18 protein-coding genes and 1 pseudogene are annotated in these 24,992 nt (G+C 74.5%); 7 read left to right on the top strand and 12 right to left on the bottom strand.

The window, feature by feature from the left end; genetic code table 11:
• The first annotated feature begins 41 nt into the window (after positions 1-41).
• A complete protein-coding gene (locus tag ABGB06_RS07040) occupies positions 42-1,316 on the top strand; it encodes an MFS transporter (RefSeq protein ID WP_347586599.1) in 1,275 nt (424 codons plus the stop codon).
• A gap of 7 nt (positions 1,317-1,323) precedes the next feature.
• Here ABGB06_RS07040 and ABGB06_RS07035 read toward each other — a convergent pair whose 3' ends face one another.
• The 8 genes from ABGB06_RS07035 to ABGB06_RS07000 form a co-directional block, all read right to left on the bottom strand.
• Positions 1,324-1,893 carry a hypothetical protein gene (locus ABGB06_RS07035; protein ID WP_347586333.1) on the bottom strand — a complete coding sequence of 190 codons (570 nt, stop codon included), beginning with the start codon at positions 1,891-1,893 and terminating at the stop codon, positions 1,324-1,326.
• Between the two features lie 71 nt (positions 1,894-1,964).
• Positions 1,965-2,780, bottom strand: coding sequence for an RNA pseudouridine synthase (locus ABGB06_RS07030; protein ID WP_347586331.1), 816 nt, complete (start codon positions 2,778-2,780; stop codon positions 1,965-1,967).
• Positions 2,781-2,787: 7 nt separating this feature from the next.
• Positions 2,788-3,393 (bottom strand): aminoacyl-tRNA hydrolase, encoded by a 606-nt coding sequence (gene pth, locus ABGB06_RS07025; protein WP_347586329.1) that lies wholly within the window; start codon positions 3,391-3,393, stop codon positions 2,788-2,790.
• 53 nt (positions 3,394-3,446) lie between these two features.
• The gene (locus tag ABGB06_RS07020) at positions 3,447-4,043 is read right to left on the bottom strand and encodes a 50S ribosomal protein L25/general stress protein Ctc (protein ID WP_347586327.1); all 597 of its coding nucleotides are present in this window, start codon (positions 4,041-4,043) and stop codon (positions 3,447-3,449) included.
• A 394-nt stretch (positions 4,044-4,437) separates the two neighbouring features.
• A complete protein-coding gene (locus tag ABGB06_RS07015; protein ID WP_347586325.1) occupies positions 4,438-5,415 on the bottom strand; it encodes a ribose-phosphate diphosphokinase in 978 nt (325 codons plus the stop codon).
• Positions 5,416-5,524: 109 nt separating this feature from the next.
• Positions 5,525-7,072 (bottom strand): bifunctional UDP-N-acetylglucosamine diphosphorylase/glucosamine-1-phosphate N-acetyltransferase GlmU, encoded by a 1,548-nt coding sequence (gene glmU, locus ABGB06_RS07010; RefSeq protein ID WP_347586323.1) that lies wholly within the window; start codon positions 7,070-7,072, stop codon positions 5,525-5,527.
• Positions 7,073-7,112: 40 nt separating this feature from the next.
• Positions 7,113-9,668 carry an SUKH-4 family immunity protein gene (locus ABGB06_RS07005; RefSeq protein WP_347586321.1) on the bottom strand — a complete coding sequence of 852 codons (2,556 nt, stop codon included), beginning with the start codon at positions 9,666-9,668 and terminating at the stop codon, positions 7,113-7,115.
• A gap of 6 nt (positions 9,669-9,674) precedes the next feature.
• A complete protein-coding gene (locus ABGB06_RS07000; protein WP_347586319.1) occupies positions 9,675-10,649 on the bottom strand; it encodes an HNH endonuclease in 975 nt (324 codons plus the stop codon).
• 134 nt (positions 10,650-10,783) lie between these two features.
• Here ABGB06_RS07000 and ABGB06_RS06995 point away from each other — a divergent pair.
• The 4 genes and pseudogenes from ABGB06_RS06995 to ABGB06_RS06980 form a co-directional block, all read left to right on the top strand.
• Positions 10,784-11,398: pseudogene (locus ABGB06_RS06995) on the top strand (YwqJ-related putative deaminase); the annotation flags it as partial.
• A gap of 60 nt (positions 11,399-11,458) precedes the next feature.
• On the top strand, positions 11,459-11,989 hold the full coding sequence (locus tag ABGB06_RS06990; protein WP_347586597.1) for an SUKH-3 domain-containing protein: 531 nt from the start codon (positions 11,459-11,461) through the stop codon (positions 11,987-11,989).
• Positions 11,990-12,102: 113 nt separating this feature from the next.
• On the top strand, positions 12,103-14,223 hold the full coding sequence (locus ABGB06_RS06985) for a polysaccharide pyruvyl transferase family protein (protein WP_347586317.1): 2,121 nt from the start codon (positions 12,103-12,105) through the stop codon (positions 14,221-14,223).
• Positions 14,224-14,433: 210 nt separating this feature from the next.
• Entirely contained in the window at positions 14,434-14,655 is a 222-nt protein-coding gene (locus ABGB06_RS06980) for a hypothetical protein (RefSeq protein ID WP_347586315.1), read from the top strand.
• Between the two features lie 326 nt (positions 14,656-14,981).
• On the opposite strand, the gene ABGB06_RS06975 is transcribed toward ABGB06_RS06980, so the two are convergent.
• The 4 genes from ABGB06_RS06975 to ABGB06_RS06960 form a co-directional block, all read right to left on the bottom strand.
• Entirely contained in the window at positions 14,982-15,986 is a 1,005-nt protein-coding gene (locus ABGB06_RS06975) for a nucleoside triphosphate pyrophosphohydrolase (protein ID WP_347586313.1), read from the bottom strand.
• A 25-nt stretch (positions 15,987-16,011) separates the two neighbouring features.
• Positions 16,012-16,659 (bottom strand): SurA N-terminal domain-containing protein, encoded by a 648-nt coding sequence (locus ABGB06_RS06970; RefSeq protein ID WP_347586312.1) that lies wholly within the window; start codon positions 16,657-16,659, stop codon positions 16,012-16,014.
• Positions 16,660-16,798: 139 nt separating this feature from the next.
• The gene (locus ABGB06_RS06965) at positions 16,799-18,088 is read right to left on the bottom strand and encodes a DUF6716 putative glycosyltransferase (RefSeq protein WP_347586310.1); all 1,290 of its coding nucleotides are present in this window, start codon (positions 18,086-18,088) and stop codon (positions 16,799-16,801) included.
• A gap of 192 nt (positions 18,089-18,280) precedes the next feature.
• Complete coding sequence (locus tag ABGB06_RS06960) at positions 18,281-21,166, bottom strand: glycosyltransferase family 4 protein (protein WP_347586308.1); 2,886 nt, start codon at positions 21,164-21,166, stop codon at positions 18,281-18,283.
• A 351-nt stretch (positions 21,167-21,517) separates the two neighbouring features.
• On the opposite strand from ABGB06_RS06960, the gene ABGB06_RS06955 reads away from it, so the two are divergent.
• The gene (locus ABGB06_RS06955) at positions 21,518-22,306 is read left to right on the top strand and encodes an ABC transporter ATP-binding protein (protein WP_347586306.1); all 789 of its coding nucleotides are present in this window, start codon (positions 21,518-21,520) and stop codon (positions 22,304-22,306) included.
• Positions 22,303-24,891 (top strand): FtsX-like permease family protein, encoded by a 2,589-nt coding sequence (locus tag ABGB06_RS06950; RefSeq protein ID WP_347586304.1) that lies wholly within the window; start codon positions 22,303-22,305, stop codon positions 24,889-24,891. Before ABGB06_RS06955 ends, ABGB06_RS06950 begins: the two co-directional genes overlap by 4 nt.
• Positions 24,892-24,992: the final 101 nt, after the last annotated feature.

Raw genomic sequence — 24,992 nt, 5'->3', positions numbered from 1 at the left:
GGACGCTCCAGGACCGGCCGGCCGGCCGGCGACCGCCGCGCGTGCACCCGGCCTGGTGGGTGGCGGCCGTGTCGTTCCTCGTGCTGATCGGCGCCGCCGGCTTCCGGGCCGCGCCCGGCGTGCTGATCGACCCGCTGCACGACCATTTCGGCTGGTCGCGCGGCAGCATCTCGTTCGCCGTCTCCGTCAACCTGGTGCTCTACGGCCTGACCGCGCCGTTCGCCGCCGCCCTGATGGACCGGTACGGCGTGCGCCGGGTGGTCACCGGCGCGCTGCTGCTGATATCGGCGGGCGGCGGCCTGACCGTCTTCATGAACAGCCAGTGGCAGCTGGTGCTCTGCTGGGGCGTGCTCGTCGGCCTCGGCTCCGGCTCCATGGCGCTGGCGTTCGGCGCCTCCATCGCGGGACGCTGGTTCGTCGCCCGGCGCGGCCTGGTCACCGGCGTGCTCACGGCCGGCGGCGCGGCCGGCAACCTCGTCTTCCTGCCGCTGGTCGCGCTGCTGGCCGAGGGGCCCGGATGGCGCGCCGCGTCCCTGACCGTGTCGTTCGCCGCGCTGGCGGTGATCCCGCTGGTGCTGTGGGTGCTCCGCGACCGTCCCGAGGACCTGGGCCTGGTCCCGTACGGCGCGGGTCCCGACTACCGACCGCCGCCCCCGCCGCCGCCCGGCGCGGCCCGCCGGGCGCTGGCGATCCTCCGCACCGCCGCCAGGACGCCGGTGTTCTGGCTGCTCGCCGGCACCTTCGCGATCTGCGGGGCGTCCACCAACGGGCTGATCGGCACGCATTTCGTGTCGGGCGCGCACGACCACGGCATGGCCGTGCCGGTGGCCGCGTCCCTGCTGGCCGTCATCGGGGTGTTCGACCTGATCGGCACGATCTTCTCCGGCTGGCTGACCGACCGGTACGATCCGCGCCGGCTGCTGGCCGTCTACTACGCGCTGCGCGGCGTCTCGCTGCTGTTCCTGCCCGCGCTGTTCGCGGAGGCCGTGCACCCGCCGATGCTCTTCTTCATCGTCTTCTACGGCCTGGACTGGGTGGCCACCGTGCCGCCCACGATCGCGCTGTGCCGCGAGCACTTCGGCGACGACGCGGCCGTGGTCTTCGGCTGGGTGCTGGCCTCGCACCAGCTCGGCGCCGCCGCGGTCAGCCTGGCCGCCGGGATGATCCGCGACGCCACCGGCTCCTACGACCTGGCCTGGACCTCGGCCGGCGTGCTCTGCGCGCTCGCCGCGCTGATGGTGATGGTGATCCGGGCGGCGCCGGAGCGCCCGCCGGTCGCCTCCGCGACGCCCGCGGCGCCGCCGGCCGGCGGCTGAGGGCGGGCTACCAGAGGACGAACGTCGTGGTCAGCAGGGTGAGGGCCAGGCCGGCGGTGGCCCACGCCGTGCGGTACAGCCGCAGGCCGCCGGCCAGCACCAGGGAGGCCAGCAGCAGCCCGCCGGTCAGCGGCAGCCAGGCGTACAGCACGCCGGCCGCCCCGGTGCGCACCGCCTCCCGCGCGCTTGCCGCCGCCGGATCCGCCGGTTCCGCCGGTGCGGGGACCAGCGCCACCGGCAGCTCCTGGCCGGGCTCCAGGCCGATGGTCTCGCGCAGCACCGCGTCCTCGGGCGCGGTGCCCGCCTCGCCGTCCCGCCCGGCCGGTTCGAAGGAGCCGACGCACACCTCACGGTCGCAGGCCCGCAGGGTCAGCGTGCCGCGCTGCTGGCCGTCCGCGACCATCGCGTGCCGCGCGGTGTCCCAGGAGGCCCAGGCCCCCGCCCCCACCACCAGCAGGGCGAGCAGCCCCAGGAACGTGAGCCGGACCAGCAGCAGCGCCCCGAAGGCGCTGTCCCCCGCCCGGCGGGCCCTGCTGCTTCTGACGGGCTCCGCGGGAGCGACAGACGTGGCGGGCATGGCGCAGATCCTTGGCCATGGCGGCACGCGCGGTCAAGGCTGAGGGCGACCGGCCGCGTGGCCAACGCCGGTCAGACGCGCGCCAGGAGCTCCTCCGCGGCGGCGCCGGACAGCCGCTCCCGCAGCGGGTCGAAGAAGCCGGGCGGCGGCGGCGCGACCAGCCGCATCCGGGCGTCGCCCGCCCAGGCCGCGTCGAACGCCAGCCGCCAGGAGTGCAGCCGGGTGCTGACGCCGCGGTCGGCGCTGGCCCGGTCGAACAGCGGGTCGCCCTCGATGGGATGGCCGATCCACGCCAGGTGCACCCGGATCTGGTGCCGCCGGCCGGTGACCGGCCGCACCGCGAGCAGCGCGTTCCGCTCGTCGGCCCACAGCCGGACGAAGGTGGTGGTCGACGGGTAGCTGCGCTTGTCGGCGAACTCGCCGCCCGGCGGCAGCGACCAGCGGACGCCCGCCGGCGAGCGGTCCGCGCCGCGGGTGATGTCCTCGCGCCGGCCGGCCACCCTGACGCGGTTCTTGCGCCCGACGCTGAGCGGCAGCTCGATCGTGCCGCGCTCCGGCAGTCCGTCCTGGCCCGAGCCGTCGGGCGGTCCCGAGGCCCGGGTGACGACGAGGTAGCCCTTCTCCACCGTCTGCTTGTTGAACTGCCGGGTCAGCCCCGAGTGGAAGCGGACCTCCTTGGCCAGCAGCACCAGGCCCGAGGTCACCTTGTCGATGCGGTGCACGGGATACAGCCGTTCGCCGGCCTCGCCGGCCATCCGCACCAGGTCCGTCTCGTGCCGCTCGCCCATCACCGAGATGCCCGGCGGCTTGTTGAGCGCCAGGATCGCCTCGTCCTCGAAGAGCAGCGAGGCGGCGCGCACCTCGTCCCAGCCGTGTGATCCGTCCACCGCGGGCTCAGGAGTTGTACGCGTTCTGGGCCGGCTCCAGGCCCCGTGTGACGAGCGTCTCCACCGCGTCGGCGGTGCGGTCCACGAAGTAGTCGAGCTCCTTGCGCTCGGCCGCGGAGAAGTCCCGCAGCACGTGGTCCGCGGTGTCCATCCGGCCGGGCGGGCGGCCCACGCCGAAGCGGACCCGGTAGTAGTCCTTGCCGAGCGCGGCGGTCAGCGACTTCAGCCCGTTGTGGCCGTTGTCCCCGCCGCCGCGCTTGAGCCGCAGCACGCCGTACTCGAGGTCGAGCTCGTCGTGGACCACGACCAGCCGGGAGACGGGGATCTTGTAGAACGCGGCGAGCGCGCCGACCGGTCCGCCGGAGAGGTTCATGAACGACAGCGGCTTCGCCAGCACGACGCGCGGCCCCGGGCTGCCGGGCACGCCGCCGAGGCGGCCGGCCAGCACCGCCGCCCTGGCCTTGTGCGTGCGGAAGGTGCCTCCCGCCCGCTCGGCGAGCAGGTCGACCACCATGAACCCCACGTTGTGCCGGTTGCCGGCGTACCGCGGGCCTGGATTGCCCAGGCCGGCGACGAGCCAGGGCTCGTCGCCGGTGCCGCTGGAATCGTTCATGGTCAGATTCTCCCACTCGCCGAACGGTCGGCGGATCAGACGGATCAGGCTGATCAGACGGCGGGAGCCTCGGCCTCCTCGCCGTTCTCCTCGGCGCCCGACGGCTCCTCGGCCTGCGGCTGGAGCACCTGGAGCACCACGTCCTCGCCGTCGATGGCCAGCGAGGTGCCGGCCGGCAGCGGGATGTCCCGGGCGAGCACCGAGTCGCCGATGGTCAGGCCCTCGACGGTCGCGGTGACCGACTCGGGGATGTGCGTGGCCTCGGCCTCGACCGGCAGCGCGTTCAGCACGTGCTCCAGCAGGCCGCCGCCCGGGGCCAGCTCGCCCTCGACGTGGACCGGCACCTCGACGTTGACCTTCTCGCCGCGCTTGACCACCAGCAGGTCGATGTGGACCAGGAAGCCGCGGATCGCCTCGCGCTGCACGGACTTCGGGATGACCAGCTCCTCCCGGCCGTCCACGTCCAGGCTGATCAGCACGTTGCGCGCCTTCAGCGCGAGCATCGTCTCGTGGCCCGGCAGCGTCACGTGCACCGGGTCGATGCCGTGCCCGTAGATGACCGCGGGCACCTTGCCCTCGCGGCGGATGCGGCGCGAGGCGCCCTTGCCGAACTCGCTCCGCGGCTCGGCGGTGATGTTCACGTCTGCCATGGCTACTCCCTCATGATCGGTCAATGGTGAGGGAGGAGCTGCCGCGCGGATGGCGGAGCGCGTCGATAACGGATGACCCCCAACGGGCCTCCCTCGCCGTGCGCCCCCGATCCTACCCCGGCCCTCCCCGGGCCCCGCACCCGCGAACGGCCCTGCCGGCGGGCCCGCGGCCCGTGCCTGGCCACGCCACCCCGGGCCGGCGGCCCGGACCCGCTGGCACCCCCGTGCTGGGACTCGGGCCCGTCCGGGCCCGACCCGGAAGAGGGTGGGGCGGGTGGCGCCTGGGAAGGTCCGAACGCGAGGCCCCGGGGTTGGGGGTTCGGGGGCGGAGCCCCCGGGGATGGTGCCGGGCCGCGGGGGCGCGGGTCACGCGTGGGTGCGGGCCCGGCAAGGGCTATGCGTCGCCCTCGAAGAGGCTGGTGACGGAGCCGTCCTCGAAGACCTCGCGGACCGCGCGGGCGATGGTGGGGGCCATGGAGAGCACCGTGATCTTGTCCAGCGCCACCTCCCGCGGGGTGGGCAGCGAGTTGGTGAAGATGAACTCGCTGACCCGGGAGTTCTTCAGCCGGTCCGCCGCCGGACCCGACAGCACGCCGTGGGTGGCCGCCGCGATGACGTCCTCGGCGCCGTTGGCGAACAGCGCGTCCGCCGCCGCGCAGATCGTGCCCGCCGTGTCGATCATGTCGTCCACCAGCACGCACACCCGCCCGCGCACGTCGCCGACCACCTCGTGCACCGTCACCTGGTTCGCCACGTTCGGATCGCGCCGCTTGTGCACGATGGCCAGCGGCGCCGCGAGCCGGTCGGCCCAGCGGTCCGCGACCCGCACCCGACCGGCGTCCGGCGAGACCACGGTCAGCTTCTGGCGGTCCACCCGGCTGCCGATGTAGTCGGTGAGCAGCGGCAGCGCGAAGAGATGGTCGACCGGGCCGTCGAAGTACCCCTGCACCTGGTCCGCGTGCAGGTCCATCGTGATGATCCGGTCCGCGCCCGCCGTCTTCAGCAGGTCGGCCATGAGCCGCGCCGAGATCGGCTCCCGGCCCCGGTGCTTCTTGTCCTGCCGGGCGTAGCCGTAGAACGGGATGATCACCGAGATGCTCCGCGCCGACGCCCGCTTCAACGCGTCGATCATGATGAGCTGTTCCATGATCCACTTGTTGATCGGCGCGGTGTGACTTTGCATCAGAAAACAGTCAGCTCCGCGCACCGACTCCTCGAAACGCACGTAGATCTCGCCGTTGGCGAAGTCGCGGGCGGTCATCGGGACCAGCCCCACGCCCAACTCCCCGGCGACCTCCTCGGCCAGGGCGCGGTGCGCGCGGCCGGAGAAAAGCATCAGTTTCTTCTCGCCGGTCGTCTTGAACCCGGTCACAGTACGTCTCCTTGCAGTCCGCGGCGGCGTCGTCCCAGGCCGTTTCGGGGCCGTTTCGAGGTCATCTGTCCGTGAGAGGCAGCCTAGACGGTACGGCAGGAGGTCGCGCTCAGTGGTCCGCTGGCCTGGGCTCCGGCCGCGGTTCCGGCTCGGCCGCCGGCCGCACCGCCGGGCCGGATTCCGGGGCCGCCGGGCCCTGATGGGCGGCCTCCGCGGCCCGTGCCGCGGGGGAGTCGGGCCGGCGCCTGGCCACCCAGCCGTCGATGTTGCGCTGCTGGCCGCGGGCCACGGCGAGCGATCCCGGCGGGACGTCCTTGGTGATCACCGAACCGGCCGCCGTGTAGGCGCCGTCCCCGACCGTCACCGGTGCGACGAACATGTTGTCCGAACCGGTCTTGCAGTGCGAACCGATCGTCGTGTGGTGCTTCTCCGCCCCGTCGTAGTTCACGAACACCGTGGCGGCGCCGATGTTGGTGTGGTGCCCGATCGTCGCGTCGCCCACGTACGACAGGTGCGGCACCTTGGTGCCCTCGCCGATGTCCGCGTTCTTCATCTCCACGAACGTGCCGGCCTTCGCCGACGCCCGCAGCACCGTGCCGGGGCGCAGGTACGCGTACGGGCCGACCCGGGCGCCCTCGCCGATCCGCGCGCCGTCCGCCACCGTGTTGTTCACCACAGCGCCCGCGCCGACCGCGGTGTCGGCGAGCGTGCAGCCCGGACCGACCTCCGCGCCCGCGCCGACGTGCGTGGCGCCCTTCAGCTGGGTGTTCGGGTGGATCACCGCGTCGGGCTCCAGGGTCACCGTGGCGTCCAGCCACGTGCTGGCCGGGTCCACGACGGTCACCCCGTCCCGCACCATGGCCCGTTCCAGCAGCCGGTCGTTGAGCATCCGGCGGGCGCGGGCCAGCTGCGCCCGGTCGTTGATCCCGGCCAGCTCGCGGTGGTCGGCCGCCAGCCGCGCCCCCACCCGGTGGCCGGCGGCGCGCAGGATGCCCAGCACGTCGGGCAGGTACTCCTCGCCCTGGCTGTTGTCCGCGCGCACCTGGCCGAGCGCCTCGGCCAGCAGCTTCCCGTCGAACGCGAAGACCCCGGAGCTGACCTCGCGGATCTCCCGCTGCTCCGGGCTGGCGTCCCGGTGCTCGACGATCGCCGTGACCGCGCCCGCGTCCGGCCCTTCGGCGGCGCCGCGGATCACCCGGCCGTAGCCGGTGGCGTCGGGCACCTCCATGGTCAGCACGGTCACCGCGTTGCCCTCGGACACGTGCGCCTCGGCCAGCGCGGCGAGCGTCCCGCCGGTCTGCATCGGGATGTCCCCGCAGGTCACCAACACCGTGCCGGTCGGCACCAGACCGGCCTCCGCCAGGCCGAGGAGCCCCGCGCGCACCGCGTCCGCGGTGCCCCGCCGCTCCCGCTGGACGGCGGTCCGCACGCCGGGCGCGGTCCGCGCCAGATGCGCGGTGACCTGCTCCCTGCCGTGCCCGACGACGACCACGACGTGTTCGGGGTGCTCGGGGTCCAGCTCCGCACAGGCGGCCACGACATGGCCGAGCAGCGACCGGCCGCAGATCTCGTGCAGCACCTTCGGCGTCGCCGACTTCATGCGGGTGCCCTCACCCGCTGCGAGAACGATCACGGCTTCGGGGCGGATGGAGCTCACGTCAGTGCCCTTCGATGGGTTCGTTAACGGGGGTGGGACGCTACAGCAGCCCGTCCCACATCTGCTCGAGAAGGACCGACCACCAGCTCTCCGGGTCGGCGACCGCCTGCGGGTCGAGCGCGGCGAGCTCCGCCTGGAAGTCGGTGGTCCAGCGGCCGGCCTGGTCGGGGCTCAGCCCGTACCGCAGTCGCCACATCCGACCCAGCAGCGCCATGCATCGGGCGAACTGGGGCAACGAGGCGTTGACGAACTGCGGCGGCTCGGCCTGGCCGCCCGGGCCGAGCTCCAGGGGCACCGCGACGATGCAGGCGGTGCCGTACTGCACGCAGAGCTGGCGCCCGAAGTCGCTGCCCATCACGAGATAGGAACCGGCGTCGGGCGCCGACGGTATGCCGCGCTCGGCCGCGACCTCGGCCAGCGTCGGCACCGGGCGCCCGGGCTGGGCGAAGGCCCAGAAGAAGGGGTTGATCTCCCGCGGCAGCCCGGCCCAGATCAGGGTCTGGGTGACGATCTCCGGCACGCCCTGTCGGGACGCGGCCTGCGGCTCGTAACGGAAGACGCCCTGCGGGCCGTACGCGTCGGCCAGCTCCTGCCCGATCACGTCCAGGCCGATGGCGGGCGCGGGCTGCTGCTGCGGCAGCGGCGCCCGCACGGGCGTGGCGCGCGGCGGACCGTCGGCGAACTGCTGCAGCTCGTCCTGGTGCTCCACCAGGTGGCGCACCCCGGCCTGCCGGGAGCCGAGGTCCCGGCCGTACGGGGCGGTGTGGGTGATCCGGACGGTGGGCCAGGTCTCCCTGACCATGCGGGCGCAGTAGCCGCCCGGCAGCTCGCAGGACTGCAGCTCGGTGTGGAGTTCGAGCACCGCCTGGGGCGGCACGTTCATGCCGCGCAGCTCGTACAGGATCTGCCATTCCGGATGCGGCATGCCGGGGGCGGAGCGGCGGATGAGCTGCTGCTCGGAGCCGTCGGGGGCGCGGTAGCGGAGCACCGCCATGTAGCCGGAGCCGACGGTGGGCTGGCCGGACTGCGGATAGCCGTATCCCGTCCCGGCGCCGGGGGCGGCGCTCGGCGGGCCGCCGGGAGCCGCGCCGGGCGGCGCACCTGGTGCCCCGGGCTGGGCGGGCGCGCCGGGCGAGGCCGGCGCCTGCGCCGCGAACACGGTCGCGGCGCCGTGCATCTCGCCACCGGCCGGCGCGCCCGGCGTTCCGGGAGCGGCCGGCGGCGTGCCGGCGCCACCGCCGGGTGCCCCTGGCGCGCTGGGAGGCGCGGGGATGCCCGCCTGCGCCCTGAAGTCGTCGATGTCGACCATCTGGGTCGGGATGTAGCCTCCGGCCGCTCCCGCGTCGCCTCCGCCGCCGGGTGCGCCCGGCGCGCCGGGCGGCGGCGGGACCGGCGCCCCGGCACCGCCGGCGGGCTTGATCGGTCCCTCGGCCCTGGCCGTGTCGGCGCTGGCCAGGTCGGAGGCGCCGCCCCCGGGGATCGGCGGCGGCAGCGGGGACGGTCCGCCCCCGGCACCCGGAGGTCCGGGCGGCGGCGCCCCCGCGCCGGGCGGCGGCGCCATGGGGGCACCTCCCAGGCCTTCGGGGCCCGGGGGAGGCTGCTGCCCCTGTGCGGAGGGGTGCACGGCGGTCTTCGGCAGGGAACTGCCCTGCGGCATCACGGTCGTCTTGGCCTCGGACCCGGCGGACGGCGCGGCGGGCGCGTCCTGGCCGGGGTTGACCGGCGCGGAGAACACGGTCATCGGCGGGGCGACGGACTCGGCGTCCGCGCCGCTGCCCGAGGTGTCGTTGGCGTCCCAGGGCGAGGACCCGCGGGACGCGGACCCCGGCGCCTCGGGCCACGCCGCGCCGCCGGCCGACGGCCCGGTGTCCCGCCCGGCCCACGGCGAATCACCCGCGCTGCCCGGCGTGGCCGGATCGGAGCCCGGGGGCGTCGGGCCCGTGCTCCCAGAACCGTCGCCGGCCGGTGCCGACCCCGGGGTTCCCGGACCGGCGCCCGGCGCTCCCCAGGGCGCGCCGCCGGGGGCGGCCGAATCCGAGCCCGGAGGTGTGGGACCCACACCGTCCGGGACCGGGGAATCGGCACCGGCCGCCGCGACGGCCGGTCCTGAGGCCGGGGCGTTCCACGGGGCGTCGGACCCCGCCGCGCTCGGCGCGGCCGGCGCGGCCGGGGCGCCCTCCGGCGAGGCCGAGGGCACCGGGCCCGCGGGCTCGTCCCCCCGCCCCGCGGGTCCGGGCGCCGCCCGGTCCGCGGCCTCCTGGAGCCATTCGGGCGGCGTCAGCAGGAACGACGTCGCGTTCAGGTCGATGCGCTGGGCGCTCTCCGCGGCGGCCGGGGCCGCGGGCGCCGTGCCGTAGACCTCCTCGTACCGCCGGATCACCTCGGCCACCGGCAGCGCCGGCCACAGCGTCGTGTCACCGCTGTCCCGGGCGATCACCAGCTTGCCGCCGCTGACCGGCGCGCCGCCCGCGTCCTCGGCCCAGGCGACGAAGCCCAGGTCGAACTCCCGCACCCGCACCTCGCGGCGCGGATCGATCGCGGCCGAGCCGTTCACCCAGCGGTCGGCCCGCTCCTGCGCCTGCGCGAACGTGACCATCGCGCCTCACTCCTCCACCGGGACGACGTGGGCGAACCCGCCGTCCACCATCAGGTTGGCCACGGTCTCCAGCTCGGGGGGATTGCCCACGAGGCGCAGCAGGAAGTCGTCGAAGTCGGAGCCGCAGGGCATCAGCAGCTCGGCCACCCGCTGGTCGATCGTGAGGCCCTCCCGGTCCCTGACGTCGTCGTACGGGCACCACCACACGCTGCCCGGGTCCTGACCCTTGACCTTCACCGCCACGATGCCGCCGTGCACGAAGGCCACGCCCAGGTAGTCCTTGGTGAGGTGGTCGCGCAGGCACTTGTTGACGTAGACCAGGTCGTTGACGGCCGCCTCCTCGCGGAGCGTGAAGAACGGCTGGTCGATCAGCAGCCCGAGCTCCGCGTCCAGCGCCACCCCGGAGGGCGCGCAGCCGCCGGCCGCCTTCAGGAACGACCGGTACGCGTCGGGCAGCCGGTACCCCAGCTTCTCCTCCGCGGCCCGCACCCGGTCCTCCTCGACCGCCACCGAGTGCGGCACCGAGAAGTGCACGGGACGGGTCTCGGTCAGCGGCCGGGTGCCCCGCTTGTTCTGGTCCACGTCGATGGTGGCCAGGCCGGCGTGGTGCCGCAGCAGCGCCTTCACCTCGGCCGGTACGAGTTCGAGGCGCCGGGAGCGCGCCACATGGTGCCAGGTCCAGCCGTGCGGGGTGGCCACGGCCGGCAGGTCGGCCCACAGCTCGTGCCCGGTGGCGTGCAGCGCCGCGTTGGCCGACACGTAGTCCGTGAGCCGCAGCTCGTCGATGCCGAAGCCCTCCGGCGGTTCGGCGATCTCGGCGGCCGCGCGGGCGTACGGGGAGAAGTCCGGATAGCCGTCCGCGTCGACCCGGACGCCGTGCGGGAAACGGGCGGCCCGCACCGGGTCCGGGAACTGCACGACCTGCCCGGCATAGGCCCGGTTCGGTGGCGCGGCCTGCTGCCCGAGCCGACCTGTCGTCATGGCGTTACGCCCCCTGCTACCCCTGCTCTGGATTCCGCTGTTCCGGCACAGCCTATGGGGTCGGCCGGTGTGTGGCACGGCCCCGGCCGCGCAACGCGGGCGGGGGCCCGACCCCCGGCCCGGCCTGGCATGACATGCGTCACAGGGGATTCACGAATTCGCCGCCGGTTCGTTCCGGCCTCCTTCCCGCCCCCGCTTCGTATCCGCGCCGGGATCGGGTGTGGGAGGCTGGCCGGCGCGGGAGACGGTTCTCGCTGGGAAGAAAGTGCGATGTGCGTGTGATATCGGACTTCCAAGGCCAAACACCGCCGGGTCCGACCCGGCCGCGTGTGGTTGATCCTCCCCCGGGCCCTGGGGGCCTGGGGGGCGCCCCCATGCCCGGGTCAGCCCCCGTGCTCCGGCACCGCCGGGACGGGATCCTGCCGACCACCGCCGCCGCCCTGTCGTTGCCCGACAGGGAGCAGCCGCTGACCGGCACCGCCAGCCGTGCGATCGGCGTGCCCGAACTCCATCCGGTGGTCAGGGACATCCTCGACGGTCTCGGCGCCGGACAGCGGGAGCGTCACATCGGCCGCTGTCCGGAGGCCGCGTTGCTGTCCCGGCGGCTGGCCGAGGCGGGCGCCGACACGCTGGACGACGCGCGCGCCGCGCTGCACGACTCCGGCATCACGACCCGCCACATCCGCGAGGACGGCGACCCGCAGCACGGCTCCTACGCCCCGCACTGCCGGCCCTGCACCGTGCTGCTCGCCCGGCTCGGGGTGCGGAGCATCAGCACCGACCAGACCGCGGGACCGGCGGCCTGGGGGATGCCGGGCACCGAGACCTGGGGCGGCGGCCCGGCCACCGGCGGGCCCTGGGCGGTGGGCAGCCTGGACCAGGCGCTGGCCAACGCGGGCTGGCAGCCGGGACGGCGGCACGCCGCGCGGGCCGAGCAGTGGGCCGACGCGCTCAGCGGCCACCAGTCCCCGCACGGCCACACGCACACGCTCTTCCCCGCAGCCTTCGAGACCTGGGCCGAGTACGGCCGGTTGCAGCTCCGCCCCACCGGGCCCGGGCTGGAGTACGCGCCGAGCCCGGTGCTCATCGACCCGATGTGCGGTCTGCACTGGACCCGCACGCTGGGGGATCTGGCGAGCGCCCTGGACACCCGGCTCTGCCCGCTGGGCGAGGAGGGCGAGGGCGGTGGCACCGCGCTGCTGGCCCTGGACCCGGAAGGCCGGGTGTTCTGCGTCGACCACACCGGCGACTGGTACCTCGGCCCGGACGTCCGCTCCGCGCTCACCACCCTGCTGACCGGCGCCCGACCCGAGCGGCTGCGCGCCGCGGGCGGGGCGTGAGTCGCCGTCATGAACGCCACGAGCGCCGTCATCACCCGCGCCGTCACCACGTACCGCAGAGTCGGTCCGCCCGAGCCCGCCCGCCGGGCCGGCGGGCCGGGAGGGAAGAGCACATGAGGCACGGCTCCACCGTGACCGGCAAGCGACGCATCGCCTTCGCGACGTACGCGGACGCCGGCCGGCTGCCCGGCCTGTTGACGCAACTGCGCGGGTTGGCCCTGTCCAACCCGACCGTCTGCGAGGACGTTCTGCTGCTGCATTCGGGGCTGGACGACGCGGCGCTCGACGCGGCCCGCCGGCTGCACCCGCGGATCGTGCCACGTGCCACGGCCGGGGCCGAGGCGAACGGCTCGGGAAACGCCCCCGACCTGCTCGCGCTGCTCGGCCCCGACGGGGACCCGGACTACGACACGGTCGTCGCCCTCCCCCCTGGCGTCCCGGTCCGGCGGGACGTGGGCCCGCTGCTCCGCACCCGGCGTCCGGTCGTCCCGTTCGAACCGGACGGCGAACCGCCGGAGCCGGCGCCGGGCGAGGAACCCGGTGACGCGCCGACGGCGGCCGACGGCATCGCAGAGCGGGACTTCTACGCTGCCTACTGCGCGCTGCCCGGCGGCAAGTCCCCCGACCTGCTGCTGCACTGCGCCCGGCCGCTGCTGGCCGGCAACCGGCCCCGGATCCGGGTGCCCGGCGGGCGGGCGTTGGACTCCGCGGTGCTGGCCCGCACGGTGGGCCTCGCGCTGCACCAGCTGGGCCGCTACGCCGAGGCCGTCGAGGTGCTGGCGCCGGCCGCGGGCGACCCGCGCCGGTCCCGGCTCCAGGAGGCGTACGGCAGCGCCCTGATGGCCGTCTCCCGCTACGACGAGGCGCGCACCCACCTGCTGCTGGCCGCCGCCGATCCGGCGGTGGCCCCGCGCGCCTACACCCAGCTGGCGAAGATCTCCTGGCTGCACGGCGCGGACCGGGAGGCGCACGGCCACACCCGGCTCGGCCTGGACGCCGACCCCACCGACGCCACGCTGCGCTCCCTGCACCGCCGCACCCTCCGGACGCCGTCCGGCGCGGGGGACCAGGAGCCGGACCCGGACAGCCAGGTGGCGCACGTCGCGCTGTTCGCCACCGGCCGGGACAACGCCGGCGACAAGGTGCTGCCCGAGGCGGTCCGCCGCTGCTTCGGGCCCGAGATCGGCCGCTCCCGCTGGCACCGGGTGCCGGTGCACCGGCTGGTCAACCGGGAGCTGCTGGACCAGCTCAACGCCCGGCGCGGGGTGATCGTCGGCGGCGGCGGGCTGTTCCTCCCCGACACCTGGCCGAACGGCAACAGCGGCTGGCAGTGGAACATCCCCGACGCGATGCTGCCCCGGATCACCGCGCCGCTCGCGATCTTCGCCGTCGGCTTCAACGTCTTCGACGGGCAGCACTTCTCCGCCTCCCGGCTCGGCGGCAGCCTCCGCGCGGTCGTCGAACATGCCGCGTTCTTCGGCCTGCGCAACCGCGGTTCGGTGGCGCGGGTGCGCGACCTGCTCCCGGCCGAACTGCGGGACCGGGTGCGGTTCCAGCCCTGCCCGACCACGGTGCTGCGCCATCTGGTGCCCGACTGGCAGGACCCGACGCCCGCCGAGCGGTCGGACGTCATCCTGCTCAACTGCGCCTACGACCGGGCGGGACTGCGCTTCGGGCACGACTACGGGCACTTCCTCGGCCAGATGGCCGAGGCCGTCCGCCGGCTGGGCCGGCACGGCGAGGTCAGGTACGCGCCGCACTCGCCGTCGGACGAGCGCTTCGTGCACGACCTGCGCCGGGAGCACGGCCTGACCATCCCGGTGGAACCGCTCTACGACCTGCCCAACGACCGGCTGCTCGACGTCTACCGGACGGTCCGGCTGGTGATCGGCATGCGCGGCCACGCCACGATGATCCCGTTCGGCTGCGGCACCCCGGCGATCAGCCTGATCTCGCACCCGAAGATGGCGTACTTCCTGGCCGACGTGGACCGCCCGGAGTGGGGCGTCTCGGTGCACGAGACCGAGCTCGCCGACCGGCTCACCGAACGCGCCACGGCGCTGCTCGACGACCACGAGGCGGCCGTCGCCGACGTGCACGACCGGCAGCGCGACCTGCTGCGCGTCACCGCCGAGAACGCGGGCGAGGTGGCGGCGCGGTTCGGGCTCCCCGAGCCGCCGGTGACCGCCCGGCCCGGCCCGCGCTCCGGGGACGCGGTGGCCGCGGCGGGCTGACCGCCCGGCCGGTCGGTCCGTCGGGACCGAACCGCCGGGCGGCGCCGAACGTGTCGTCCAGCGCTGCCCGGCGGCTCGGGGTGCCGGGGCGGGACGAGGAGCTCAGCCGACCCGCGCCGGTGCGGGCCCTCCGGCCGCCGGCCCGTCAGCGCCGTCCGCGCGCGGTCAGCGCCCCGCGCGGACGGCGGCACGCACCGGCCCAGCCAGCTGGTGCACGGCGCGGCCGCGGTGGGCCGGCAGGCCCTCGGCTACGCCCGCCTCGCCGAGGTGGCCCGACCCGCCCTGGTCAACGGTGCGGCGGCGCTCGTCGCCGTCACCGACGGCGAGCCCACGGCGGTGCTGGCCTTCACGGTCACCGACCACCGGATCGTCGCCCTCGACATCCTCACCGACCCCACCCGCCTCAGCACGCTGGACCTGTCGGTCCTGTGACCCACGCGGCGGTGCTGCGGACCCGCGGCCTGCCGGGGCGGCCACCCGCGGAGCAGGGCCCGGCTCCGCGGTGGCCTGACGCGAGGCATCCCGCGGCCCGCGACACGGGAGCCAGGGGAGCGCCGGAGCCCTCCGGGTGCGTCCGAGGCCGCCTGCGGCGCACCGCGGCGACGAGCGCCCCCGGCGGCCCGCGCCACCGCCGTCGGGGCCGGCGAGGGATTCGGGGTGGCGGGCGAAGGCCCGTCTGGCGTGACCCCGGCCCCGGGGCCCGCGGCCGGGAGGGGACGCCGTGCCGCCGTCGCGCGGGGCGGTGGTGCGGCGCGGGGTCAGGACTCGGTGGCGCGGATGGTCGTGCGGTAGGTGCGGGCGGCGGTGCGGAGGGCCGTTTCGGGGTCGATGCCGGCGGCCTCCGCCTCGGCGGCCAGGGCCAGCAGGCGGTAGCCGTAGCCCCGGTGGCGGTCGTCGGGCGGCGCCGTCGGCAGCTCCACCGGCAGGCCCGCCATCCGCACCCGGCTCGCCAGCTTCGCGGCGAGCGCCAGGCCCGGCTGCCCCAGCGGCACGCCGTCGGTCACCGACGTGCGCCCCTTCTCCACCGCCTTCGTGCGCAGCCACAGCGCCTTGACGTCCTCGGGCGTCTCGGCGTGCGCGTCGCCGAAGACGTGCGGGTGGCGCCTGATCAGCTTCTCCACGATCGTCGCGGCGACGTCGTCCACGGAGAACGGCTCCTCGGGGTCGTCCTCCGCGATCCGCGCGTGGAAGACGACCTGGAGCAGCACGTCGCCGAGCTCCTCGCGCAGCTCCGTCCGGTCGCCGGTCTCGATCGCCTCGATCAGCTCGTAGGTCTCCTCCAGGCCGTACCGGGCGAGCTCCTCGTTGGTCCGGGTGGACGCCCACGGGCATTCGGCGCGGATCCGGTCCATGACCTGGACCAGGTCGAGCAGCCGGGCGCCCGGCAGATCGTAGGAGCCGGGCAGCAGCTCCAGCGCGGGAAGCGCCGCGTGGCGGCCGGAGCCGGCGAGCGCCGCGAGCTCCTCGGTGAGCCGCGGTTCGCCGTCCGCCGCGGCCAGCACCACCACCGTGTGGCCGCCGGCGCACGCCGTGACCAGCTCGGCCGCGCGCGGCGCCGCCGTCTCCACGGCGACGCCCGCCTCCTTGAGGTACGGCAGCTGGGGATGCCCCGGGTCCCGGCTCAGCACCCGGTCGGCGCCGCGCAGCTCCTGCCAGGCGGGCCAGGACAGCATGCCGGGCGCCACCCGGTGGCTGGTGGTGAGCAGCACGATCCGGCCTGGACCCGGGTCGGGGGTGCGGCCTTCGGTGTCGGGGGTGGTCACGCCGTCGAGCGTAGTCGGGCGGCCGTCAGGCCTCGGTGCCGTCGGCGGTGCGCAGCCACGGCATCTCGGAGTCCACCAGGGAGACCGACTCGGGGTCCCAGTCGCCGTACCTGGGGTTGACGTCCACCCCGACGTCCCTGGCGGTCTGCGCCAGCTCCTCGCCGAGCAGCTGCTGCCCCGCCGTGTCGGGGCCGGCGCCGATCGCCACGGCCAGGCCCTGGATCAGCAGGTTGTTCCGCAGCACCAGGTCGATCTGCTCGCCGGCCAGCGGCATGCCGGAGCCGGGCATCAGCGCGGAGTCCCGCAGCGCCTCGGCGCCGCCCAGGCTGCGCTCGGCCTCGTCGCGCGCCTGCTGCACCTCGCGGCGGCTGACCTCGACGTCGTTCTCGGCCGCGGCCCGCTCGACCACCTCCAGGTAGACCAGGAAGTTCACGGTCTCCCGGGTGAGGCTGCTGGAGCGGGCGATCAGGTCGTCGCTGTTCGGCTCGGCGCGCTGCGCGTCCCGCACGGTCTCCACCTGGGCCTGCACCTCGGCGAGCGAGATCCGGTGCCCGCCGACCACGGCCGCGGCGCCCGGATGCGAGCCGGTCGAGCAGCCGCTGAGCAGCGGTACGGTCGCCAGCAGCGCGGCGGCGGCGGAGACGGACAGTGCGGACGTGCGGCGGCGCTTCACTGGCTCTCCCGGTTGAACCTGGTCGACCCGAGCTGACCCCGCGGACGGGACGCGGTGGATTGACGCGGTGGGTTGACTGCTTCGAGTGGTTGACCGATCTTATGCAGTCGTCCCGAGGCGTACCACCACCACCCCCCGGTCAGCCGTTGGCCAGGCGTCGGATCACCGGCGCGACCTTCTTGCGCCCCACCCGGTACAGCCCGCCGGCGCTCCGGCGGATCAGCCGCCGGACGGCCGTCGGCTCGCTCGCCAGGGTCATCGGCAGCGGCCGCCCGCTCAGACCCAGACCGCGCCGGCTGAGCAGCGATTCCAGGTAGTCCGCGGCGTTCTGCGGCGTGTAGTACGGGCGCACGCGGGGGAGCGTGGTGCGGGCGCGCAGCAGCCGGAGCCGGGCGCGCGCGGTCAGGAACGGATCGCGCTGGCCGATCCCGCGGCTGGCGGCCCACCGGGGGTCCGCCCGCGGCACCAGTCCCTCGTCCAGCTGCGCCCAGGAGGCCAGGCATCCCGACTGGACGAAGTAGTGGTTGCCGTGCGCCTCGCGGACGCCGTAGTCCGTGAGGATCGCGGTCGGTATGCCGCGGTGGATGGCCTCCATGGCGGCGGTGGAGCTCACCGTGACCAGCAGGTCGGTGCGGTCCAGGGCCTCGCCCATGTCGCCGTAGATCATCTTCAGGTTCGGCGGCGGCTCCGGCAGCTCCTCGAAGAGCGTGGCGTAGGAGTGCCGCTCGAAGTGGGTGACCGCCTCGCCCGGCTGGTTCCGCATCTTGATCAGCACCTCGCGGTCGGGGTGCCGCCGGGCGTGGCGCTGCAGCTTCTCCAGCATCTGGGCGCGCGTGGCCCGGGTGCTGGGCACGGTGGGCTGGACCGCGAAGCACACGGTGAACGGCCGGTCCCGGCCGGCCGCGCCGCTGTCGTAGGGCGTGCCGCCGATGAAGGGCAGGCCGGACTCCACGACGCTGTCCGGGTCGGCCCCGACGCTGTCGTAGATGTCCCGGAACTGCCGCGCGTCGTGGGAGCAGTTCGCCAGCACCAGGTCGGAGCCGACGCGCAGCAGCAGGCCGTCCACCAGGTTCTCGTAGACCACGCCGACGTAGCCGGACACGGTGATGGGGCGCTTGGCCATGCCGTCCCAGGCCATGCCGAAGCTGTGCAGCAGGGACAGCACGGTGCCGCCGATGGTCCCGAAGATCACCAGGTCCGCCTCGGCCACGGCCGGGTCGTCGACCAGCTCGCCGTAGGTGACGACGCGGCTGGTGTCGGGCACGACGCCGACCTCGGCGATCTGCCGCTCGTTGGGGGTGGACGAGGTGTAGAGGAAGCGCGCGTCGATGGCGTAGTCGGGTGCGAGTTTCCGGGCGACCAGGGCAGCCCACTTCCAGCGGCTGTCCGAATCGGCGAGCACGAGGGCCCGTGGGGCTGCGCTTCCCATCCCTTGAGTCCCTTCAGCGGGACTGATCGTCCCGTGTCGTGGATGCGTTGCGTGAGGGCGCGACCCTGGGACATCCGCGAGGCGAGGCGGCCGAACGGCCAGCCGGTGGAGCGCGAGTGGCGTGGGCCGCGATCCCGCACGGGACAGCAGCGTACCGCCTGGACCGGAAACGCGAGTGTCCGGGATCCGACGCTAGCCACCGCGCCGTCCCCGCCTCCGGCGCACGGTCGTGCGGTCGTTCGACTGGTTGCGTGACCTGATCCGGCGTCCCTCGCGCTCGGCGAAGCGCCGCAACGAGCGCCCTTCCGGGCCGAGCAGCCCGGCGATCCGGGATATCTCCCGCCAGACCAGGAAGCGGCGCCCGCCCAGGCAGGCCACGGCGCCCAGCAGCTGCATGGCCTCGGCGGTCCGGCCGTGCCGGGCGTGCACCTCGGCCATGCCGGTGAGCACGTCGGTGGACGGCTGGCGGCGCAGGATCTCCCGGCCCACCCGGAGCGCGCTCTCCTCGCGTCCGGCGCCCAGCAGCATCCGGAACTCCTCGGCCCGGTGCTCCAGGTGCTGGTCCAGCACGGCGGCGAAGCGGCGGCGGGCCGCCGGCTCGTCGAGGCCGGCGACGCCCGGTGTCAGGCCGAGGCCGAGGGCGGCCGACATCCGGGCCGCGAACGCCGGGGCGTCGAAAAGCTCGGCCACCTCGCGGTACGCGGCCGGGGACACCTCCTCGTCGAGCGCGTCCCGCAGCGCGGCGAGCGCGGCCGCTGGTTCGTACTCGGCGAAGGCCCGGTAGCCGCGGACGCCGTCGAGCACCTCGTGGGAGCCGACCCGCCGGTAGGCGACGACGCGCAGCCGGTGCTGCACGGCCTCGACCACGGACAGCGGCATCGGGTCGTCCACGCTGGAGAGGAAGAACGCGTCGGAGGCCGCGAGCTCCTCGCGCACCCGGTCGCGGGAGAGCGCGCCCAGCCAGGCCACCCGGTCGGACTGCAGCGAGCCCTCGGCGACCCGCGGGGTCCGCCGGCCGATCCAGGCGAACCGCCAGGGCAGCCCGCGGGCGTGTGCCAGCTCGGCCACCCGGGAGAACAGGTCCACGCCCTTGCGGTCCTGGACCGTGCCGACCATCACGACGCGCGGGCGATCGACGCCCGGGCGGCGGCGGGCCGGCCGGCGGTGACCATCCCGGGGGACGGTGTTGTAGACGACGATCGGATCGGGAACGCCCAACTGGCGGAACATGTCGGCCTGCGCCCGGGAGACGCACAGCACCCGCATCCGGGGCAGCAGCCGCAGCAGCGCGCGGTGGCGCTCCGGGCAGCGCTGGGCCTCGTAGCCGAGGACGTACTCGGTCTCGTGGGCGTAGAGGTGGACCGGTCTGCCGGCGTCGAGCAGCGTTCCGACCAGGTCGTTCGTCACCGCGCAGCGCCAGAAGGGGGCGAGGCTGTTGACCAGGACGGTCTCGGCGCCGCCGAGCGCGTCGGCCGCGTGCTCGGGGTAGGGGAAGGCCGCGAGGTCGAAGTAGCGGACGTCCACCGGGCTGTGGGCGACCAGCGACTGGGTGTAGGTGAGGACGGGCAGCGCGACGCCGGTGCCGTAGGAGAAGCTCGTCCCCAGCACGGCCAGCGTCGTGGGCCGCCCCGCCCGCCGCTGCACGTCGCGCAGCGCCCGCTCGGCGAGCGAGGGCGTCTCGTCCGGGGCGGGGTGGTCGGGCGCGGCGATCCGCAGCGGTCCGGTGTCGGTGCCGGTGCCGGTGCCGGTGCCGGGCGGCGTCGCGGCGGGTCCGGGCCGGGCCGCCGGATGCGCGGGCGCCGTGGCGCCGGCGCCCGGGGCGCGGGACAGGGCCACGGCGTCGTCGCCCACCCCGTCCGCCGGGGCGGTGCGGGCGCCCGCGGGCGGGGCGATGGTGGCGGTGAGGGCGGGATCGGCGGGGTCCTCGGCCGGGGCGGCGAACCGGGTGGCCGTCTCGATCACGCGCAGCACCCGCGCGCCGACCTCCTCGTCGAGCGCCAGGAAGTGCTCCAGCGGCGTCCCGTGCTGGTTCGCCAGGAACGCGCGCGCGTTCCTGAGCCGCAGCGCGACCGCCGCCAGTTCCTCCAGTGAGCCGACGTTCCGCAGCAGCGGGTGGTGGACGGTCGGGAAGACGATGTTGAGCGGCGGCGGGTTGTAGAGCACCAGCGGCAGCCCGGCGCGGAGCGTCTGCAGGTAGCTGGTGGAGAAGAAGGTGACCGCCAGGTCGTACCAGGCCAGCGCCGCGGCGTCGAGCAGCCCGTCCGCCGACAGCACCCGCACCCCGGGCACCCGCAGCGCGGCGAGCCAGTCCAGATGCCCCGGCTGGGTCGAGGGGTGCGGCTTGATCTCCACCGACCCACAGGGAGCCAGAGCCATCGCCAGTTCGGTCACCAGCAGGCGGTGCGTGGGCCGGTCCAGCTTGCCCTGGTCGCCCAGCGGCTGGTCCAGGAGGATCACTCGCAACGGCTCGTGCGCCGCGCGCCCGGCCGGGCGGTACACGCCGGAGCGGACAGCGCGCACCAGGAGCGGGTCGTCGCTGTGCCCGAGCGCCCCCGTGACGTGCACGGTGGGCGCGGGGCCGGGCGAGCGGTGCGCGAGGTGCTGCGCCGTGGCCGCGCCCCAGACGCACACGGCGGCCGGCAGGGACGCTCCGTAGTGCCAGTTCTGGTCGCGCCGCCCCGGGGTGAGCACCTTGTGGTGGAAGTCCAGGTGTCCGTCCTGCACCAGCACGACCGGTAGGAGTTCGTTCAGCGCCGCCGTCACCCGCCGTCCGCGGCGCGATGTGTCGTTGAAGAGGACGAACCGGTCCACGGAGTTCTCCGTGACATGGCGGACGACGCGCTCCTGGATCTCCTGGTCGAATTCGTCGTCGCCCAGCGCCTCGCCAGGAGCGAAGAGGTTCCGGAACGGGATCCGGCCGAGTCGGCGCTCCCCCTCCTCCCGGATCCAGCGGTCGACCTGCCCCATCACATCGGCCGTGACCACGGAGAACGTGTGCGCCGCGGCGCCGGGGGCGGCCGCGAGTCGGCTCGTCAGATCGATGCCGTTACGGTTCTCTGCGAAGACCGATATATGCATGCGCTGCTCGTTCCGGGGCGGTTTTCGGGAAAGCGATCGGAGCGCTGATTCGCACGGGAGATGAGCCGGCCGGACATTTCTCAGACTGACACAGCGGCGCGCCTTTCGCGCGACGTGTCCGCGCCACGGGCGGCGGCCGGAAGCTGGCCCGCCGGCACCGTCCGCGGGGACCGCTGGACCCTCTCGTGGGGGGAGGGACCATCCTTGGGTCGGGGACCCCTAAGGGAAAGTGCGACTTTGGGCTACCCCCGGTTTCGTCCTGGGGGGCGACGAGCGGGTGGCACGCGTTCCCTAGGCTCGTTTCGCACACTGACGCGGTGGGCCGAAGAGGCTGTGGAACAGGAGACGATCGTGACGACGGCTGTAGTGGATCCGACGACCGGGGGCAGTGGGGGGAACACAGCCGTTGCCGCGCGGGCGGAGGGCGTGGTCAAGGCGTACGGGTCGGGGGAGACCCAGGTGTTGGCCCTGGACGGGGTGACTGTCGACGTGGCGCGGGGGGCGTACACGGCGATCATGGGGCCTTCGGGGTCGGGTAAGTCGACGCTGATGCACTGCCTGGCGGGGTTGGACACGGTGACCTCGGGGCGGATCTGGATCGCGGGGACGGAGGTCACGGGGCTTCGGGACAAGAAGCTGACGCGGCTGCGGCGGGACAACGTGGGGTTCATCTTCCAGGCGTTCAACCTGCTGCCGACGCTGAACGCGGCGGAGAACATCACGCTGCCGATGGACATCGCGGGGCGTAAGCCGGATCAGGCGTGGTTGGACCGGGTGATCGACACCGTCGGGCTGCGGGACCGGCTGCGGCACCGGCCGAACGAGCTGTCGGGTGGGCAGCAGCAGCGGGTGGCGGTGGCGCGGGCGTTGGCGGCGCGTCCGGAGATCATCTTCGGGGACGAGCCGACGGGGAACCTCGACTCCCGGGCCGGTGCCGAGGTGCTGGGCTTCCTGCGGAAGAGCGTGGACGAGCTCGGCCAGACCATCGTGATGGTCACCCACGACCCCGTCGCCGCCGCCTACGCCGACCGCATCATCTTCCTCGCCGACGGACGAATAGTCGACGAGATGACCAGCCCGACCGCCGACCTGGTGCTGGACCGCATGCGTGGCTTCGACGGGCAGGGGCGCGTGTCGTGACCGTCTGGAAGACATCGCTGCGGAGCTTCTTCTCCCACAAGGGGCGGATGGTCCTCTCCGGGATGGCCGTGGTCCTCTCGGTGGCGTTCGTCTGCGGCACCCTGGTGTTCACCGCCACGATGAACACCACCTTCGACAAGCTCTTCGCCCAGTCGGCGTCCAACGTGATGATCTCGCCGGCCGAGGAGGAGGGCCAGAGCACCTTCGACACCGGGCCCGCCAGCGGCGTGCCGACCTCCGTGCCCGCCTCCGTGGCGGACGAGGTGGCGGCCCTCGACGGCGTGCAGAGCGTGTCGGGCACCGTGACCACCCAGTTCGCCACGGTGGTGAACGAGGAGAACGAGAACGTCGGCCCGACCACCGGGGCCCCGACCATCCTCGCCAACTGGTCGGACATCGACCTGCGCACCATGGAGATCATCGAGGGCCAGCCCGGCCAGGGCCCGGGCGAGGTGATGATCGACGCCGACACCGCCGAGAAGCACGATCTGAAGGTCGGCGACCCGCTGCGGCTGCTCACCCAGTCCGGCGACCACGACGTGACCCTCACCGGCATCGCCGAGTTCCAGGTCACCAACCCGGGCGCGGCCGTCGTCTACACCGACCTGGCCACCGCGCAGCAGTTCGCGCTGGCCGGCGAGGACGGGTTCACCGAGATCTACGTGGACTCCGACGGCTCCATCAGCGACGCCGCGCTCAAGCGCAACGTCGCCGACGTGCTCGGCGCCGACGACTACAAGCTGCAGACCGCCGACGAGTACATCGAGGAGAACCGCGACGAGATCGGCGAGGTGCTCAGCATCCTCGAGTACGTGCTGCTCGGCTTCGCCGGCATCGCGCTGCTGGTCGGCGTCTTCCTGATCGTCAACACCTTCTCCATGCTGGTCGCCCAGCGCACCCGGGAGATCGGCCTGATGCGGGCGATCGGCTCCAGCCGCCGCCAGGTCAACCGCTCGGTGCTCATCGAGGCGCTGCTGCTCGGCATCATCGGCTCGGCCATCGGCTTCGGCGTCGGCGTGCTGCTGGCCATCGGCCTGATGGCGCTGATGGGCGCCATCGGCATGAACCTGTCGACCGAGGACCTGACCGTCGAGCCCATGGTGCCGATCATCGGCATCGTCGTGGGCGTCCTGGTCACCGTCCTGGCCGCCTACATCCCGGCGCGCCGGGCCGGCAAGATCAGCCCGATGGCGGCGCTGCGCGACGCCGGCACCCCCGGCGACGTCCGGGCCGGCCGGATCCGCGCCGGCATCGGCGCCGCGCTCACCCTCATCGGGCTCGCCGCGCTGGCCACCACCGCCACCGCCGACGACGCGGCCGCCGGGGCCGGGCCGCTGGCACTCGGCGTGCTGCTGAGCCTGGTCGGCCTCATCCTGGTCGGCCCGTCGCTGGTCGGCCTGGTGGTCCGCGGACTCAGCGCGGTGCTGCTCCGCGGCTTCGGCCCGGTGGGCCGGCTGGCCGAGCGGAACGCGCTGCGCAACCCGCGCCGCACCGGCGCCACCGCGTCCGCGCTGATGATCGGCCTGGCGCTGGTCGCGGGCCTGTCCGTGGTCGGCTCCTCGATGGTGGCCTCGGCCACCCAGGAGATCGACGACTCCATGGGCGCGGACTACGTGCTCAACACCACCGCCTTCCAGGGCATCAGGGACTCCGAGACCGAGACCGTGCGGGGCGTGTCCGAACTGGACCACGTCACCGAGCTGCGGCAGCTCCAGGCGGAGATCACCGCGCCGAACGGCGAGACGTTCGACCGCTCGGTGGGCATCACCGACCCCAGCTACACGCAGGACTTCGCCACGGAGGTGGAGGCCGGGAGCCTTGAGGACGCGTTCCAGCCGAACTCGATCGCCATCGACGCCGACACCGCGGAGAGCCGCGGCCTGGAGATCGGCGACGAGCTGCGGGTCGACTTCGACGAGGGCGACAGCACCGCCACGCTCACGGTGCGGGCCATCTCCACGGGCAACAGCTCGGTGGAGGGCAGCCCCTGGTACACCAGCACGGAGACCGCGAGGCCGCACTTCACCGACGAGAAGTGGCCGCTGCCGGTGATGTTGTTCGCGAGCGCCCACGAGGGGCAGGAGGACGCGGCGCGGACCGCCCTCGACCGGGCCATCGAGCCCTACCCGAACCTGGAGGTGCGCGACCAGGAGGAGTTCAAGGACCTCATCCAGCAGCAGGTCGGCATGCTGCTGAACATGGTCTACGGGCTGCTGGCGCTGGCGATCATCGTGGCGATCCTGGGCGTGGTGAACACCCTGGCGCTCTCGGTGGTCGAGCGGACCCGGGAGATCGGCCTGATGCGGGCCATCGGCCTCTCCCGCCGTCAGCTGCGCCGGATGATCCGGCTGGAGTCCGTGGTCATCGCCCTCTTCGGCGCCCTGCTGGGCCTGGGGCTCGGCATGGCCTGGGGCGCGGCCGGACAGCAGTTGCTGGCGCTGGAGGGCATGCAGGTGCTGGAGATCCCGTGGGGGACCATCATCGGCGTCTTCATCGGCTCCGCCGTGGTCGGCCTGCTGGCCGCCCTGCTGCCCGCGTTCCGGGCCGGGCGGATGAACGTGCTCAACGCCATCGCGACGGAGTGACCGTCGCGGGACCGGCGCCGACCCCGGCGCCGGTCCCCGAAGCACGACGCCCGCCCGTCGGCCTTCTCGGCCGGCGGGCGGGCGCGTTCTCCCGGGGAGAA

The organism is Streptomyces sp. B6B3, assembly GCF_039871525.1.
Lineage (GTDB): Bacteria > Actinomycetota > Actinomycetes > Streptomycetales > Streptomycetaceae > Streptomyces.
The sequence above is the reverse complement of the archived record's forward strand: the minus strand, read 5'-3'. Positions and strand labels throughout refer to the sequence as shown.